We start from the raw sequence: 15,111 nt of genomic DNA on the forward strand, positions 1-15,111 counted from the left end.
CACCCGCTGCGATTCTACTAGCCCTACACAATGAAGCCACGTCGACGTTGCTCTCGGACGCGACTCCTAAATTCCGTCCCATAGTGAAGCTGCTTATGCTTGTCTCAGAGCTGGGACAATTTCCGTATTAGCAGCGTGCCATGCAGGAGCGATACCGGCTAGGATTCCAGCACCGCCAGAGATGAGAACGCCGACCATCGCGAGGCGGAGGGACGGGGTAAACGCAATCGTAACCGCTTCCGCACCAACGGATAGACTGCTCACTTTCAACGTTAACATCGCGGTTCCAACTCCAAGGATTCCGCCCCCAACACTTAGCAAGATGCTTTCCGTCATCACAAGACCGAACACTCTTGGTCCCGTAAAACCGATGGTTTGCAGAACTGCGTGTTCCTTGATGCGATCTTGAACTGACATAATCGTCGTCGTAGCGACTAATGCAAGTACAAGCCCGACACACGCATATCCCAAGTAGTGAGCCAAGGAAATCAACTGCGTCAAATCGCCGAGCGCCTTCGCCTGAAAAATACCTTTGGGCCTAGTGTCGGTTTCAACAGGGCCGCCGCGAAACATATCGTCGATTTGCTCACACATTCGGTCAGTGTCAACGCCGCTAGCTAATAGGACTTCGATTTGAGTCACAGTCCCCACAAGGTTCATTCCCGCGCCGCGTTGTAGAAACTCCAGGTGGGAATAGATGTAGTTTTCTTCGGCAGGGTCGTCACTAGTATAGATTCCAGCGACATTGACACTGAGTCCACCGATCGAGAACTTGTCACCAACTTGAATACCACGCCGATTCGCTACCGCCTGCCCGACGACAGCGGCGTCTTGATGCGACTCAAATTCTGCCCAACTTCCCGAAAGAAGTTCAAAATCACGGGCCGTCTGTAGTTTCTTCGGTGGCACGCCGTAAAACACGACCACATCCAAACTAGCTCGGCAATTATTCGTAAAGACCTGAACCGGAATCGCGTCCCGAACTCCTTCCAGACCAATCATCTGCTGTTCATAGTCTTGGGGAAGGTGGCTAGTTGCCGGGCAAAACTTATTTTTCTGGAATGCGACTAGTGCCCCTTTGGCTTCCTGCCGACGCTGCAAATCATTCATTCCCTCTTGCACCGCACCGACAAAGCAGAAGACGAACAACGCCACCGCCGAACCCATGACAGTGAGAATCGTCCGAGAGCGATGCCGCCAAAGCGTTTTGAACGTGTAGGGAAGAAACTTAACCATCGTATTCCTCAAACACTGTTTGAGCTTCAGGATCGGGTGACGTCACGCTCGACAGGCCGCCGGTCTGAACGAGTTTGCCATAGTCGAGCCGATATTGCTTGTCGGCAACTTGAGCGGCCTGGGCATCGTGGGTCACCATCAATAGAGTGACATTGAGTTGTTCGTTTAAACGCTTGAGCAAATCAAGGATTTGATCCGACGTTTCCGGATCGAGGTCACCGGTTGGTTCGTCCGCGACAATCACTTTTGGATGAGCAACAATCGCTCGTGCGATTCCAACGCGTTGTTCCTGTCCACCAGACATTTGACGGGGATAATGGTTAGCACGATCAATCAGATCAACCGCTTGCAGGGCAATCTCGATTCGCTTCCGACGTTCGCTACTAGACATCGGTAGAAGAAGTAGGGGGAGTTCCACGTTCTCGTAGGCGGTTAACACTGGGATGAGATTGTGAGTCTGAAAGATGTATCCCAAATTGGCAGCACGCCAGTTGGCAAGCTTGGTGCGGGACAACCGTGTGATCTCCGTGCCATCAATTACGATCTTGCCTTGATCGGGTTTGTCGATGCTTGCTATCAGATTCAGCAATGTAGACTTCCCCGTCCCACTTGCCCCCATTAAGGAGATAAATTCGCCTTGCTCAATGTCTAGGGTCACATCATCCAAAGGCGTAATTGACTCGCCGCCTTTTCGATACTGTTTTGTCACGTTTTGAATTTCGATCAACGCCATTATCAACTACCTCCGCTTGCTCGATGATCAGCTGTTTGGTGTTGCCCGGAACCACTAGGACTGGCACCATTCGGGTTCAAGGATGTGTCTTCGCGGGTCACTTTAATCCGTTGTCCGTCATAGAGATCTTCAATTCCGCCGACGATGAGTCGAGACGTTGAGTTCAAACCATTTCTGACCTCGACCAAACCGCTGCGACCTGCGGATTCCGTTTCCACGGACTTCTTCCGGGCAACGCCCTCCGATTGATCCGCCACCCACAAATACGAACCATCATCCCCATCCCGGACGAGTTGCCGAGGAACATATAACTTCCATTCCTCGGTTGCCTCATCTCCACGTTCTGGCTGCACGGGAGCCAGAAACGTCACGTCTACCAACATTTCCGGTCTAAAGACCGGAGGTGGATTGGGGATGGCCACTTTGACTTCGAGCGTATTCTTCTGAATATCTGCCTCCGAACCGACAAAGAGAACTTCGCCGGTCAATGGTGATGACAATGCCGGGTTGTCGATCTGAACCGGTTGTCTTAGCGTCACTTTGGGGATGTCCTCGAACCGAACGTCCACTCGGACCTGCAATCGATCCGGTTGATACATCGTGACAACAGTACTCCCGTCATACCCCGCCGTGTGTGTCATTCCGCTACCGATCCGAGCCCCCGGATGAGCGATCAAACGAAAGATTCGTCCGTCGACTGGGGCCGTAATGGTCATTCGATTCAACTGGAGTTCTGCTTCGGCGAGACTTACACGAGCCTGATCAACACGTGCCTGAGCAGCCTTCAACTGAGCCGTCGCCCGCTCGACGGCTTTGGTTTCGTCGGCGAGTAGTTCAAGTTGTGTTTGAAGTGCATCTCGACGTGCGGTCAACGCCGTCTGTTCTTTCTTGAGTGACACTTCACGTCCTCTCAGTTCTTGAACCGAGGCCCGCGCCGAATCCATTTTGCTCTTGGCGATGTCAATTTGAACTCCCGCGACAACTCCTTTTGCCGCCTGCTTGCCTTCGAAGTCTTTCTCCGCGGCTTCCTGGTCGGCTAATGCACGCCGAAGACCGAACGGAAGGTTCCGCAGTTCCGTCTCAATCTTGGCAAGAAGTGCCTCAGCTTCCTGCAATTTTGCATGCAGATGAACCGGCTTTTCGAAACGAGTGTTCGCCGCTTTGAGTTCCGATTGCACTTCGTCGAGCTCCGCCTCCCGTAACTTCAGATCAGCCGACGCACGCTGATAACTCAGACGTGCATCGTCTTTGATCAATTCCGCAACCGGCTCGCCGGCCTTCACGGGTTGGTCTTCGACCACGAGGAGTTTCTCAACCACGCCAGGTGCGAGCGCGGCAACTCGCACCGGCGTTGGCCTTGGTTCGATCCAACCTGCTGCCTTGAACAGCGGTGTGCCTTCCCGTTGAACCTCGGCGGTGGATGTTATCACCGGCATCACCGTGACACCTTTCGGCGGAAACATCAGGTCACGTGAGGCCCATGCGACCAATGCCAAAAAGCCGGCGATCAACACAAAGGGCAGGGCGTACCGTGTCCCCCAGTGCCGTCGAGCCCGGAGTTGTGTTTTCTCGGGACCGTTCCGGTCAATCGCAAGTTCACGAAGATCAACGGTTGTCGACATCATCAACCTCATTTCTTCTTGACGAAGATTCCACTGGCGAGCACAGTCAGATTGCCATCGTCGTCCCGTTCGGCCGTTCCTTGAACCACCACGCTCGACAACTCCTTCACACCCAAGAGTTCGGATGCATCGGCTTTGACCAACTCTCCGTCTTCATCGACCACCTTGACCAACGCCGTCGAGGTCGGAAGTTTGGGAGTCTCGCAACAGTAGTCCCACGGTTTCTTACAGGAGTCTCCGGGGATGTCACTGCATGCTCTGAGAGAATCGTCGACGATCGTGAACGCCGCCAGCCCGTCTATCCAAGGATTCGCACCCCCGCCGATGCGCCCCATCAGGACGACATCTTTGCCATCCTCGGCGTCTTCCCGTGCTTGAATCACATTCAAGGCCCCGTTCGGTTCCGAGCTTAACTGAAACTTGGAACCATCGACGCTAGCGGTTTCCGTCGGCTCAACCGTTTCTTGCGAACAACCGGCAATGGCCAAAAGCATGGCAAGGCCACTAAGGCTCAAAACAAACTTCTTCATCGATTTCATCTCCTTAATGTCAGGAATGCTGACTGCAACGTGCAGCCAGCTTGTCAATCAAACAGCTTTCAACCCGTCGACAACGGGCATACGAAGTGCGCGAATCGTCGGTGGGATTGAACCGAACAGCCCAAGCAACAATCCGACAGAGCAGCCGATCAAGACAGCCGTACTGTCGATCCGAAGCGCGAACGCCCCCATTGTGAACCGCACGGCGGCACCGTTGATGAACACCAACGCAAATATCGCCGCCATCAGGCTCGCGCCTGCGGCCATCAGCAATCCTTCTTGAATCAAGCTCACCACGATGGCCCGACGCGCAAACCCGATCGTCTGCAACGTTGCCAGCTCGGGAATCCGGCCCACCACCGAACCGTACATTGTGTTCAGACCTGCAAAAACACCGGCTCCCGACACCAACAAGACGACCAACCACGCTAACCAGCGAATTGGGCCGTAATCTTCTTGGAGTGAACCGTAATATTCCGTTTCTTTCATTGTCTGAAGCTCGAGATCCAGTCGTTGTTTACAGAACAAATCGAGATCGGTGAAGTCTCCATCGGCGGCGAGCGTGACGGCGACAATACTGAGGTCCTGGCGTTTCATGGCCTGTTGCAACTCATCGAGACGGCACCAGATTTCCGATTCAAAGGCCGATCCTCCCGCTGAAAATACGCCACTGATTCGCCAGTCTCGCCCCTCGATGGTCAACGTGTTTCCAATTGATAATGCGTCGTCGCCAGCTTCGAGTTTCGCCGCAACCAGTCGACCGATCATCACTTCGCCACTTTTCGGCCATTCGCCGTCTTCGATTTCCACTCGACTTCGCACGAGCAATGCCGGGCGGGTGACTCCGCGGACCAGCCCCATTGAATCGAACCGGCCAGTGGTCACCCGAGTGCCGAGGTATAACTCAGGGGACACATATTTTTGCCCCGCTTGCTCCCGCAAGCCGGCAACACTAGCCGGAATCAAATCGCTCGTCCGCATGGGGATCGACGAATATTCGAGGTTTCGGCCCATCCCCAATGAGAAGACCACCGCTGTCTGCGGATCTCCACTAACGGCCAGCGATCGTTCTAAACCACGGATGAAACCGACGACCACGAACACCAACAGAATCACCGTCGTCAGCCCGGCAAATGTCAGCGAAGTACGCAACGGGCGACGGAACAGATTACGGATGGCGTACTCCCATGGGAGCAAGCGAAAAAACATAATGGTGCCCAACTCAACAGATGAGACAACGCAGAACTCACGGTGCCGACGACCACTTCACACGCGGGTACTCCACGGCCTTCCACACATCGACCAAACCGTCTCGCATTCGCGACCTGCGCACGTGCTGTTCCATAAACAACTACGCGGCAATACGTTGCGCGAACTCAAGTCGTGACCAACGCGTCAAAGAAGCGGTCCATCAACTGAAGCCATTGACAAACGTCGACAGTTCAGGAGGAATCGTCACTTAGAGAAGGCTCAACACAAAAATGACATGTGGAGCAAACGAATCGCGAGACCGGAACCACGGTCAAACCAGCAGGAAACGGGGTTCCATTCTGTGACACCAGGCGGATCCGTCAAATTCACCGTGTAGGATGGCAGCAACGCCCAATCCAACAGGCAGACTGAAGCAAGAGGGCCGCTGTAGACCGCTCCACCGCACACCCCTTGGCACGAGCCATTGTCATTGTGGGGACAAGCCGGGGGACATTGATCGTGCTCCTGAGTGATCATCTCGGGAAGCACGTCTCCACCTGCCTCGGCCATTTCGCTATGACAGCAATGGCATTGCTCCGCAACCGCTGGAGCCTTGCAATCGGTGACTTCCTCCGCAGCGCAACATGACGCAAAGACGCGGCCACACCCAAATGGGCAGAGGAGCGTCGCGACGATGAGCAATAGAGAAAGTACGCGTGAAGTCATGAGGTAGTTTTGTTCCTTCTCACGAATTCTATAACTCTCTCCTATTGATAACAACCCGAATTCTGCGAACGAGGTGCGATCGGGTTGGTCGGTCGCGGACGGTTCCCCATCCAAGTCGCTTGGCGGAATTATTGGGCGAATAGACCGTTGATCATCATGAGAGCAGCCGGTCCCACCAAGACGACAAAGATCCCAGGAAAGATGAATAGCACGAGCGGAAAAATCAATTTCACCGCAGTTTGTTGCGCCCGTTCCTCAGCCATTTGACTTCGTTTGATTCGCATACTATCAGATTGCACACGGAGTGCTTGGGCAATCGAAGATCCAAATTTATCCGCTTGAATCAAAATGGCGACCAAGGCACGCATGTCATCCACACCGGTACGCACACCGAGATCGTGAAGCACTTCGCGGCGTTTCCGCCCCATCTGCAATTGCATGTTCGCGAGGTTGAACTCGGCACAGACATCAGGGTGCGTGTCCTCCAGTTCTTCAGCCACCCGACGCATGCCCGCATCCAAACCAAGTCCGGCCTCAACACAGACAACGAGGAGGTCCAACGTATCCGGGAGACCGAGAAAGATGCGTTCCATTCGCCCTTTGATTTTCCAACTCAGGGCAAAACTCGGTATGAACAAGCCGGCTGCACACCCAACCACAATGGATGTGAGGCCGTTCATAGTCACACCATATTTGAAAGCTGCAAAACCGCCTCCAAGAAATAGTCCACACAAGAGACTTGCAAGTTTCAATGCGAGATAGATCTGAGGTGCGGCTGGACTATTGAACCCAGCATTTGCTAGTCGAACTTTCAGGTTGTTTTGTTCGAGTTCTGTCTTTGGCTTGAGGGCCTTAGACATCTGTGGTGCGGCTCGTTCGAATAAACCGCCAACTCCACCTTTCCCGTCCGACTTATCACGATTTCGCCGACCGGGATCTCGCAATTCTTCAAGCCGCTCGCTAGCACGACTTGTCTTTGGGGACAGCATATTGATGGCTGCCCAAGCACCGCCAGTCAATGCGAGAAAAACGCAGGCAGAAATAATGAGGCTGGGTTCCATGATGAAACTCGTTTATATCATTCAATGCGAAGGCAGGAGAAACCAAAGTCTGTTGTGGCCCGAATCACAGCTTACACGAATACGTCTAAATCTTAATGTTGACAATTTTCTTGATGCAGACCGCCCCTAAGACTTGTAAGACGGCTGCCGCTGCAATCATCTGACGGCCTTGCTCTTCAGTAAAGAGAAGCATGACGTAGTCCGGGTTAAGGTAGTAGACCGCGAAGAACAATGCGATCGGCAACGCCATCAAGACGATTCCACTAATTCGCCCTTCCCCAGTCAACGCTTGCACCTGACCGAGAATCTTGAATCGCTCACGGATAATCCCACTAATCTTCTCAAGAATCTCAGACATATCACCCCCCGCTTGGCGGTTGATGATCGTTGCTGTCACAAAAAACTTGAGGTCCAAGTTTGGAATCCGCTTGAGCATATTCTTCAAGGCTTGCTCAAGCGGCACACCGAGGTTTTGTTCCTCATAGGCCATCGAGAACTCCCGCGAGATCGGATCGGGCATTTCTTGCACAACAACATTCAAACCGGAAGCCAAACTATGCCCCGATCGCAAGGCTCGACCAATCAATTCCAAAGCGTCTGGCAGTTGCATTGCAAATTTTTTGAAACGCGACTTCCGCCGCCAGAGCAGCCAGATGAATGGGCAGGATCCAAGCATTAGTCCCGCGACTGGATACAACGGGATTGGTGCACCAGCGATAATCGCAATGGCAACGCCAAGCACGCAGCAACCGACTGAAATCCCGAAGAACATATCCGGCCGGATGGGGGAGTCTGCTTGTTCAAAGAGCAGAGTCAACTTCTGGAGCCGGTCTGTGAATCCCCCCATCATTGAGGAGAGACCACCGAGCCCCTCTTTGACAATCTCCTGACGCGACATACCATCTTGGTCGCCGTTGGCTTTACCAGTCAGGTTTGCAAGCCGGTCTTCGGCCGTTGTCGGAGTAAAATCGGTAAACAGAAACGCAGCTGCTAGAACTAGCGTCGCAATCCCAACGAAGATTGCTAAATAGATGAAAATCGGGTCCATGATGTTGTACCTGAACTAACTTGGCTGACGACTAAGGGCCCGTATGTTGATGAAATTATTCTTACTTGAGTATCGCGACAATCAAAACAAGACACTAGTAACCTAGCGTTCGTTGACTAAACAGGTTTGAAGGCAAACGAACACCAGCTTGCTCGAGGCGATCCATGAATGATGGACGAACGCCAGTCGACTCAAAGTGGCCGTATGCTTTGCCGTCTTCGTCGATACCGTCTTGAATGAATAGGAAGATGTCCTGCATGATCACCGCGTCGCCTTCCATACCGACGACTTCTGTAATATGCGTCACTTTTCGTGGGCCGCCTTGCAGTCGGTTGGCTTGAATGATTAAGTCGACGGCCGATGCGAATTGATGACGCAAGGCGCGAAGTGGCAGTTCGATCCCGCCCATACTGATCATCGTTTCCAATCGACTGACAGCATCCCGCGGAGTGTTGGCGTGGATCGTAGTCAAGGAACCTTCGTGCCCCGTGTTCATGGCCTGAAGCATGTCTAGAGCTTCCGGTCCACGACATTCCCCAATAATGATTCTGTCCGGCCGCATACGAAGTGCGTTCTTCACAAGGTCCGTCGCGCTGACTTGACCTTTGCCTTCAATGTTCGGCGGACGGGTCTCCAAACGAAGCACGTGTTCTTGCTGCAATTGCAACTCGGCGGCGTCTTCGATGGTGATCACTCGGTGATCGGGAGCGATAAAACTAGATAGCGTGTTGAGCAATGTCGTTTTACCGGAGCCGGTACCACCACTGACGAGGATGTTCAATCGGGCTTTGGAAGCCCCTTCCAGGAGCATCACCATTTCCGGTGTGAACGCACCGAATCGGAGGAGGTCTTCGAGTGTGAGTGGATTTGAGCCGAATCGACGAATGGTCAGGCTCGGGCCGTCCAACGCCAATGGTGGAATGATCGCGTTGACACGTGAACCGTCTGGCAGACGGGCGTCACACATGGGTTGCGTTTCATCGACCCGCCGACCAACCTTCGACACAATGCGGTCAAGCACTTGCATCAGGTGATCGTTGTCGCGGAATGTCACCGGCGAACGTTGAATTCGGCCGTTCTTTTCGATGAAAACGTGCTTAGGCCCGTTGATCATAATATCCGCAATGCCTTCTTCTTTGAGAAGGATTTCCAGCGGACCGAAACCGAACGTTTCATCCAGAACTTCTTCGATCAAGCGTTCCCGCTCCGCTCGGTTGAGCAGGGGGTTCTCGGTGTCACACAGGTGCTCGACGACAAGCCGGATCTCGCGTCGCAGGGTATCTCCTTCGAGATCACCCAGACGCGAGAGATCGAGTTTATCGACCAGTTTGCCATGAATGAGGCGTTTGAGCGTCTCAAAGTCATTCTGGCTTGCGTCGCCACCACGCCCTGAACGTGAGGGGTTGGCACTGACCATTCGATCGTCTCCTGAAAAGTCGAATTGAGGGGAATTTGGGGATCCTGGTTTTCATAGCAACCGCTCAAACTTAGGTCACAAAACGATCCGGCGGCGCCAGTTCGTCGCTTTTTGTGAGCATTTGCCAAAAATGCACCCCCGAAGAGAGTCAATTCGGCTGCGGATTGCGGGTCGGAGATAGAGAACCGGGTAACCGATGCAGGCGAATGTAAACAGACGGTTGCCCATCCGGTCACGAACCGACACAATCGGTTCCGGTCACACCGAGTGGCATTCTTGGAATCGTTGCGAATAGTCGCTTATTCATCGGAGCACAACATGCGTTGTCGCCTCGCATCGCTGGTCCATCAGTCGAGATTGGTTTTCCCGGTTATCTTTCTGCTATTTGGCAGCTCGTCGGAATTACCAGCCGGGGAAGCTATCGATTTCTCCCGTGATGTCGCGCCGATCTTGGAAACGCACTGTGTTCGTTGTCACTCTCCGAACAATGCCAAGGGTGAAATTTCGTTGGCGACGGTTACCGATCTGGCGAAAAACGGATATCTGAGTGCGGGTGATCCGAGTGCAAGCTACTTGTTGGAACTCATCACGTCCTCGACCGGACAAAAGCCAGAGATGCCCCAAGAAGGGGATCCGTTGACTACGGCACAACAAACCATCCTTCGGAATTGGATTCAGCAGGGAGCCAATTGGCCTGACGATGTGATACTTCGGGAGCGATCACGAGTCGACAAATCCTGGTGGTCGTTTCAGCGTTTGGCCAACACATCCCCTCCCGAACCACGCAATCTGCCCGAGTCATGGGGGCACAACCCGATCGACCGTTTTGTCTACGCAAAGCTTGCGGAAAACAAACTTTCACCCAATCCCCCGGCGGATCGTCGAACACTTATTCGCCGTGCCTATTACGATTTGATCGGATTGCCCCCAAGCCCGGCTGACGTGAAAGCATTCGAGCAGAACCGTGATCCGCTAGCGTATGATCGATTGATCGATCGGCTTCTGAACTCGCCCCAGTATGGGGAACGCTGGGGAAGACACTGGTTGGATGTCGTGCGATTTGGCGAGAGTAACGGCTTCGAACGCAATGTGCTCATCCCCGATTTATGGCCGTTCCGCGACTACGTGATTCAATCAATCAACGAGGACAAACCGTTCGATCTCCTGATTCGAGAACATCTAGCCGGGGACGTGTTTGGCAACGGTCGGCCGGAATCGGAGATCGGCTCCGCGTTTCTGGTGGCCGGGCCGTATGACGACGTTGGCAATCAGGACCCAGTTCAAGCAAGACAAATTCGTGCGAACACGATTGATGAAATGATCCGAGCGGCTGGCGAGGCCTTTCTCGGTCTGACCATTGGATGTGCTCGGTGTCACGATCACAAATTCGATCCGATCCGTCAGAGTGATTATTACTCTTGGTACGCGACTTTTGCGGGAGTCCGTCATGGGCGTCGTGTTGTGGCAACTCCCGGAGAAAAGTCCTCGTTAGCGAACCGCCGTCAACCATTGGAAGCCAAACGCAACGCCCTGACACAGGAGCGTCAAACGTTGAGCCGATCCATCGAGGAACGCGGCAACGCGAATCGAGAACAACACGAAAAGACGTGGACCCGTCCGCCCGTTGATCGACGTGGAACGGTAGAAACATTTGAGCCGACGACCGCCAAATTTGTGCGACTCGTTTCCGAGGGGCAAGATGCGAATTTGGCCAATCGGAACCAGTTCGGCATTGATGAATTCGAAATTTGGACCGCCACCGATCCGAATGTGAATGTCGCGTTGGCATCGAACGGTGCAAAGGCAACGGGACCGAGTCGTCCGATTCAAGACACGCCTGGTGTGTATGGTCCGCAGAAAGCCATTGATGGCAAGACCGGCGAACGGTTCTTGGCAACGGGCGGGCATCTGACGATCGAATTGGCCGAACCGTCTTCGATCAACCGCGTGACGTTCTCGAGCGCACGAGGCGAAGAAAAGCCAGACCAACGCAAATTCAATTTCGTGGCGGAGTATCGGATTGAAGTTTCCGAGGATGGTTCCACATGGCGTGAAGTCGCAAATTCCTCCGATCGAAAGCCTGTGAACGAGGCTCATCGAAAACATCGGTTGCGACAACTCGAAACGAAGCCAGAAGACCAACAAAGGATGAAGGAGTTAGATCGCGAAATCGCGGAGGTCAATCGGGCGTTGGCCGCCATTCCCCCGTTGCAGACGGTTTTCGTAGGAACACGTTCGCAGCGTGATGCTCAGGGGCCGTTTCATATTTTTCTTGGCGGAAGTCCTGAGCGAAAGGGGGAGGAAGTCCTACCGGCCAGCTTGAGCACACTCTCGGAGAGCGCACCGAGTTACAAATTGACGGTGGATTCATCGGAAAGCACGCGGCGTTTGGAGCTTGCCGACTGGTTGGTCGAAGACGAAAACCCGTTGACGCCTCGCGTGCTGGCCAATCGTCTCTGGCATTATCACTTCGGTACAGGATTGGTGAGCACGCCGAACGACTTTGGATCGATGGGAACCCTGCCAAGTCATCCCGCGTTGCTTGACTGGTTGGCAGGGGAACTGCGTCGGAACGGTTGGCGAATCAAGTCGATGCATCGGCTGATCATGACCTCGCAGACCTATCAACAATCGGGGCGATATCGCGACAAGCCAGCACGAATCGATAGCGATGCTCGTCTGTTGTGGCGGTTCCCACCGCGTCGTTTGTCCGCGGAGGAAATTCGCGATTCGATTCTCCAAGTGGCAGGCGTGTTGCATGCCGACATGGGTGGGCCTGGATTTCGACTTTATCACTTTATGCAGGACAATGTTTGCACGTATGTCCCGCTAGATCGGCCCGGTCCGGAAACTTATCGGCGGGCCATCTATCACCAAAACGCTCGGGCTGCTGTCGTCGATTTGATGACGGAGTTCGACCAGCCAGACTGTGCTTTCTCTGCACCGCGACGGTCCGAAACCATCAGTCCGCTACAAGCACTGACGATGCTCAATCATCAATTCACCTTGGACATGGCAGACTCGTTCGCGAAACGACTGACACGTGAAGCTGGCGACGTGGTCGATGCACAAATCCGACTCGCGTTCGAACAATGCTACTCACGCAGTGTGACGGAAGCGGAGTTAAAATCGTGTCGAACCTTCGTTGCCGAGCACGGTTTGCCGGCTTTCTGTCGGGTGATGTTCAACACAAGCGAATTTATCTACCTTCAATAATTGGAAGGGGAGTTCACAAGATGACCAACTCTCTGCATGCTCTCACAAGACGCGGTTGGCTGGGGCAAGTCACCACGGGTTTGCTTGGCGTCGGGCTTTCAGATTTGCTTCAATCTGACACGCACGCCGCTGAATCCACGACGAAGCAACCGCATTTCCCGCCGCGTGCCAAACGTGTGTTACAGATTTTTTGTCCGGGGGCCGCGTCTCACATGGATCTGTGGGAACACAAACCGTCCCTCGAGAAATACCACGGGCAACCGCTGCCGGGCGAGGAGAGTTTTGTTTCGTTTCAGGGCAAGAATGGCAACTTGATGAAAAGCCCTTGGCCGTTCCAAGCAGCGGGCCAAACAGGCAAGATGATCAGTTCGATGTTGCCTCATATGGCTCGACACGTGGACGACATCGCGTTCGTGCATTCCATGATGAGCAAGACGAACACCCACGGCCCCGGTTGCGTGTTCATGAACACCGGCCATGCCACCGAAGGTTTCCCGAGTGCAGGAGCGTGGCTCAGTTATGCTCTGGGTAGTGAAAACGAAAACTTGCCGACGTATGTCGCCATCCCCGACATTCGCGGAGAACCGCCCAACGGAAAAGCGAATTGGTCCAACGGTTTCTTACCGGCTCGGCATCAAGGCATCATGTTGAGTGATCAGCAACCCATTCGAAATCTCACGCGTCCGAAACAGATTTCGGAAGCGAAAGAGTTGGCGTCTCGAAAACTGTTGGAGCAACTGAACCAAAAATTTGCTTCGAGTCATCCGGCTCAATCGGAGCTGCAAGCCCGTATCGAAAGTTATTCGCTGGCGGCGAAGATGCAGTTGTCGGCTCCCGAGGTTTCCGATCTGTCGCAAGAGTCCCAAACCACCCATCAATGTTACGGCACGGGGGATGCCAACAATTACAAGGCGGCGTATGCTCGAAATTGTTTGTTGGCCCGTCGACTTTTGGAACGCGGAGTGCGTTATGTCAATTTGTATTGTGCATCCCGAGCGTCTGGGGTGGATGGCCTATTGAATTGGGATGCCCACAAGACGCTCAAAGCCGACTACGAGCGTCACTGTCCGATTTTCGATCAGCCGACCGCCGCCCTGCTGACCGATCTGAAAGAATCCGGCTTGCTGGAGGAGACGCTCGTGCTGTGGACCACCGAATTCGGCCGCATGCCAACGCATCAAGCCGGAACTGCAGGTCGCGACCATAACCCAGATGGATTCACCTGCTGGATGATGGGAGCGGGAGTGCGGGGTGGTGTGAGTCACGGAGCGACCGACGAATTCGGTCGGCGAGCCGAAGTCGATCCCACCACCGTGTGGGATTTCTATGCGACGGTCTTGCACCTCCTAGGGTTCGACCATCGCAAGTTGACCCACTATCACAATGGTTTGGATCGACGTTTGACCGATGTGCACGGCCATCTGATCGAGCCGATTCTCGCCTGATGCGGCGACCAAGTCTGCCCGGAACGTTTACTGACGTTCCGCGTCCGCGGGAGCGGCAGCCGTGCGTGTGGTTGGAACAGAGTCTTCCGTTTTCTCGGCTGTCTCGTTAATTGCTGCCGACGGATGATAACCAATCAACCAACGGGTGAAGACTTGCAACTGCCGTTTGGCTTCCTGGTCCGCCAGTTCAACTTGGCGAGCTTTTTCGTCAACGATCGCAACCGACGGCCCGCTGACTTTGGGTTGCGGCGTGGCCTGTGTTTTCTCTTGACGAATGTAGTACCAGCGACGTTCCGCAGTGCGATAAATGTAAATGTCGCGAACGCTCTGACGATTGTTGCCGGGCACGGTGAGGTGCGTCGTGACACCATCATTGGTGACGACCCGATAGTGGCCAGATGCAATCCCCGGTGGCGTGGGCGGCTGCTCCTTAGATTCACTGGCCTCGGGAGCAACCCAATCTGACTGCGAGACCATATGAACAATCGGCGTCATAGGAACCGGATCGATATCCGTGACCTTGGTGACCACTTCGGGAACTCTAAGAATTGGTCCGTTGACCGCAAAGTCGTTGGTAGGTTCTGACTCCATGGACTCTGATGATTTCGGTTCCGGTGTCGATTGAATCGGCGCGACTGTCGTACCGACGACCGCCGGTTGCGAATCCGTGTCCGAAGACCACGCGGCGGCAAACAACCCTGTCAAAAGAGCAAGAACAACTATGCGAATCGTCATGTCGGCTTCCATACACGGCAGGCAAACGGGCGAAGAATCCAGCGGTCGAGCCGCGGTGAGTTGAGGCGTCGGTACAATTCAACTGCAGGGCTTTCTGACCTGCGACTCGTGTTGTTACCGACGATCCCACACTGGCTTCATG

Annotated in this window: 12 protein-coding genes; 2 read left to right on the forward strand and 10 right to left on the reverse strand. The window is 54.0% G+C overall.

Annotated features, from left to right (window positions below; translation table 11 throughout):
* Positions 1-93: 93 nt before the first annotated feature.
* The 9 genes from G6R38_RS00375 to G6R38_RS00415 form a co-directional block, all read right to left on the reverse strand.
* The gene (locus G6R38_RS00375) at positions 94-1,236 is read right to left on the reverse strand and encodes an ABC transporter permease (protein ID WP_166819716.1); all 1,143 of its coding nucleotides are present in this window, start codon (positions 1,234-1,236) and stop codon (positions 94-96) included.
* Complete coding sequence (locus G6R38_RS00380; RefSeq protein WP_166819717.1) at positions 1,229-1,969, reverse strand: ABC transporter ATP-binding protein; 741 nt, start codon at positions 1,967-1,969, stop codon at positions 1,229-1,231. The genes G6R38_RS00375 and G6R38_RS00380 overlap by 8 nt, the downstream gene beginning before the upstream one ends.
* A 2-nt stretch (positions 1,970-1,971) precedes the next feature.
* The gene (locus G6R38_RS00385) at positions 1,972-3,594 is read right to left on the reverse strand and encodes an efflux RND transporter periplasmic adaptor subunit (RefSeq protein WP_166819718.1); all 1,623 of its coding nucleotides are present in this window, start codon (positions 3,592-3,594) and stop codon (positions 1,972-1,974) included.
* A 5-nt stretch (positions 3,595-3,599) separates the two neighbouring features.
* Complete coding sequence (locus G6R38_RS00390) at positions 3,600-4,121, reverse strand: hypothetical protein (protein WP_166819719.1); 522 nt, start codon at positions 4,119-4,121, stop codon at positions 3,600-3,602.
* Between the two features lie 57 nt (positions 4,122-4,178).
* Entirely contained in the window at positions 4,179-5,339 is a 1,161-nt protein-coding gene (locus G6R38_RS00395; RefSeq protein WP_166819720.1) for an ABC transporter permease, read from the reverse strand.
* Positions 5,340-5,600: 261 nt separating this feature from the next.
* On the reverse strand, positions 5,601-6,047 hold the full coding sequence (locus G6R38_RS00400) for a hypothetical protein (RefSeq protein ID WP_166819721.1): 447 nt from the start codon (positions 6,045-6,047) through the stop codon (positions 5,601-5,603).
* A gap of 128 nt (positions 6,048-6,175) precedes the next feature.
* Positions 6,176-7,108, reverse strand: coding sequence for a type II secretion system F family protein (locus tag G6R38_RS00405; RefSeq protein ID WP_166819722.1), 933 nt, complete (start codon positions 7,106-7,108; stop codon positions 6,176-6,178).
* An 85-nt stretch (positions 7,109-7,193) separates the two neighbouring features.
* On the reverse strand, positions 7,194-8,156 hold the full coding sequence (locus G6R38_RS00410) for a type II secretion system F family protein (protein WP_166819723.1): 963 nt from the start codon (positions 8,154-8,156) through the stop codon (positions 7,194-7,196).
* Between the two features lie 94 nt (positions 8,157-8,250).
* Entirely contained in the window at positions 8,251-9,573 is a 1,323-nt protein-coding gene (locus G6R38_RS00415; RefSeq protein WP_166819724.1) for a CpaF family protein, read from the reverse strand.
* A gap of 318 nt (positions 9,574-9,891) precedes the next feature.
* On the opposite strand from G6R38_RS00415, the gene G6R38_RS00420 reads away from it, so the two are divergent.
* Positions 9,892-12,789, forward strand: coding sequence for a DUF1553 domain-containing protein (locus G6R38_RS00420; protein ID WP_166819725.1), 2,898 nt, complete (start codon positions 9,892-9,894; stop codon positions 12,787-12,789).
* Between the two features lie 20 nt (positions 12,790-12,809).
* Positions 12,810-14,234 (forward strand): DUF1501 domain-containing protein, encoded by a 1,425-nt coding sequence (locus G6R38_RS00425; RefSeq protein ID WP_166819726.1) that lies wholly within the window; start codon positions 12,810-12,812, stop codon positions 14,232-14,234.
* 27 nt (positions 14,235-14,261) lie between these two features.
* On the opposite strand, the gene G6R38_RS00430 is transcribed toward G6R38_RS00425, so the two are convergent.
* A complete protein-coding gene (locus tag G6R38_RS00430) occupies positions 14,262-14,969 on the reverse strand; it encodes a hypothetical protein (protein WP_166819727.1) in 708 nt (235 codons plus the stop codon).
* Positions 14,970-15,111 lie beyond the last annotated feature (142 nt).

The organism is Thalassoroseus pseudoceratinae (assembly GCF_011634775.1).
Lineage (GTDB): Bacteria > Planctomycetota > Planctomycetia > Planctomycetales > Planctomycetaceae > Thalassoroseus > Thalassoroseus pseudoceratinae.

What these genes read in the sequence shown, in the direction of transcription:
- G6R38_RS00375 (WP_166819716.1), bottom strand. Translation starts at nt 1,236, where the DNA reads ATGGTTAAGTTTCTTCCCTACACGTTCAAAACGCTTTGGCGGCATCGC.
- G6R38_RS00380 (WP_166819717.1), bottom strand. Translation starts at nt 1,969, where the DNA reads ATGGCGTTGATCGAAATTCAAAACGTGACAAAACAGTATCGAAAAGGC.
- G6R38_RS00385 (WP_166819718.1), bottom strand. Translation starts at nt 3,594, where the DNA reads ATGATGTCGACAACCGTTGATCTTCGTGAACTTGCGATTGACCGGAAC.
- G6R38_RS00390 (WP_166819719.1), bottom strand. Translation starts at nt 4,121, where the DNA reads ATGAAGAAGTTTGTTTTGAGCCTTAGTGGCCTTGCCATGCTTTTGGCC.
- G6R38_RS00395 (WP_166819720.1), bottom strand. Translation starts at nt 5,339, where the DNA reads ATGTTTTTTCGCTTGCTCCCATGGGAGTACGCCATCCGTAATCTGTTC.
- G6R38_RS00400 (WP_166819721.1), bottom strand. Translation starts at nt 6,047, where the DNA reads ATGACTTCACGCGTACTTTCTCTATTGCTCATCGTCGCGACGCTCCTC.
- G6R38_RS00405 (WP_166819722.1), bottom strand. Translation starts at nt 7,108, where the DNA reads ATGGAACCCAGCCTCATTATTTCTGCCTGCGTTTTTCTCGCATTGACT.
- G6R38_RS00410 (WP_166819723.1), bottom strand. Translation starts at nt 8,156, where the DNA reads ATGGACCCGATTTTCATCTATTTAGCAATCTTCGTTGGGATTGCGACG.
- G6R38_RS00415 (WP_166819724.1), bottom strand. Translation starts at nt 9,573, where the DNA reads ATGGTCAGTGCCAACCCCTCACGTTCAGGGCGTGGTGGCGACGCAAGC.
- G6R38_RS00420 (WP_166819725.1), top strand. Translation starts at nt 9,892, where the DNA reads ATGCGTTGTCGCCTCGCATCGCTGGTCCATCAGTCGAGATTGGTTTTC.
- G6R38_RS00425 (WP_166819726.1), top strand. Translation starts at nt 12,810, where the DNA reads ATGACCAACTCTCTGCATGCTCTCACAAGACGCGGTTGGCTGGGGCAA.
- G6R38_RS00430 (WP_166819727.1), bottom strand. Translation starts at nt 14,969, where the DNA reads ATGACGATTCGCATAGTTGTTCTTGCTCTTTTGACAGGGTTGTTTGCC.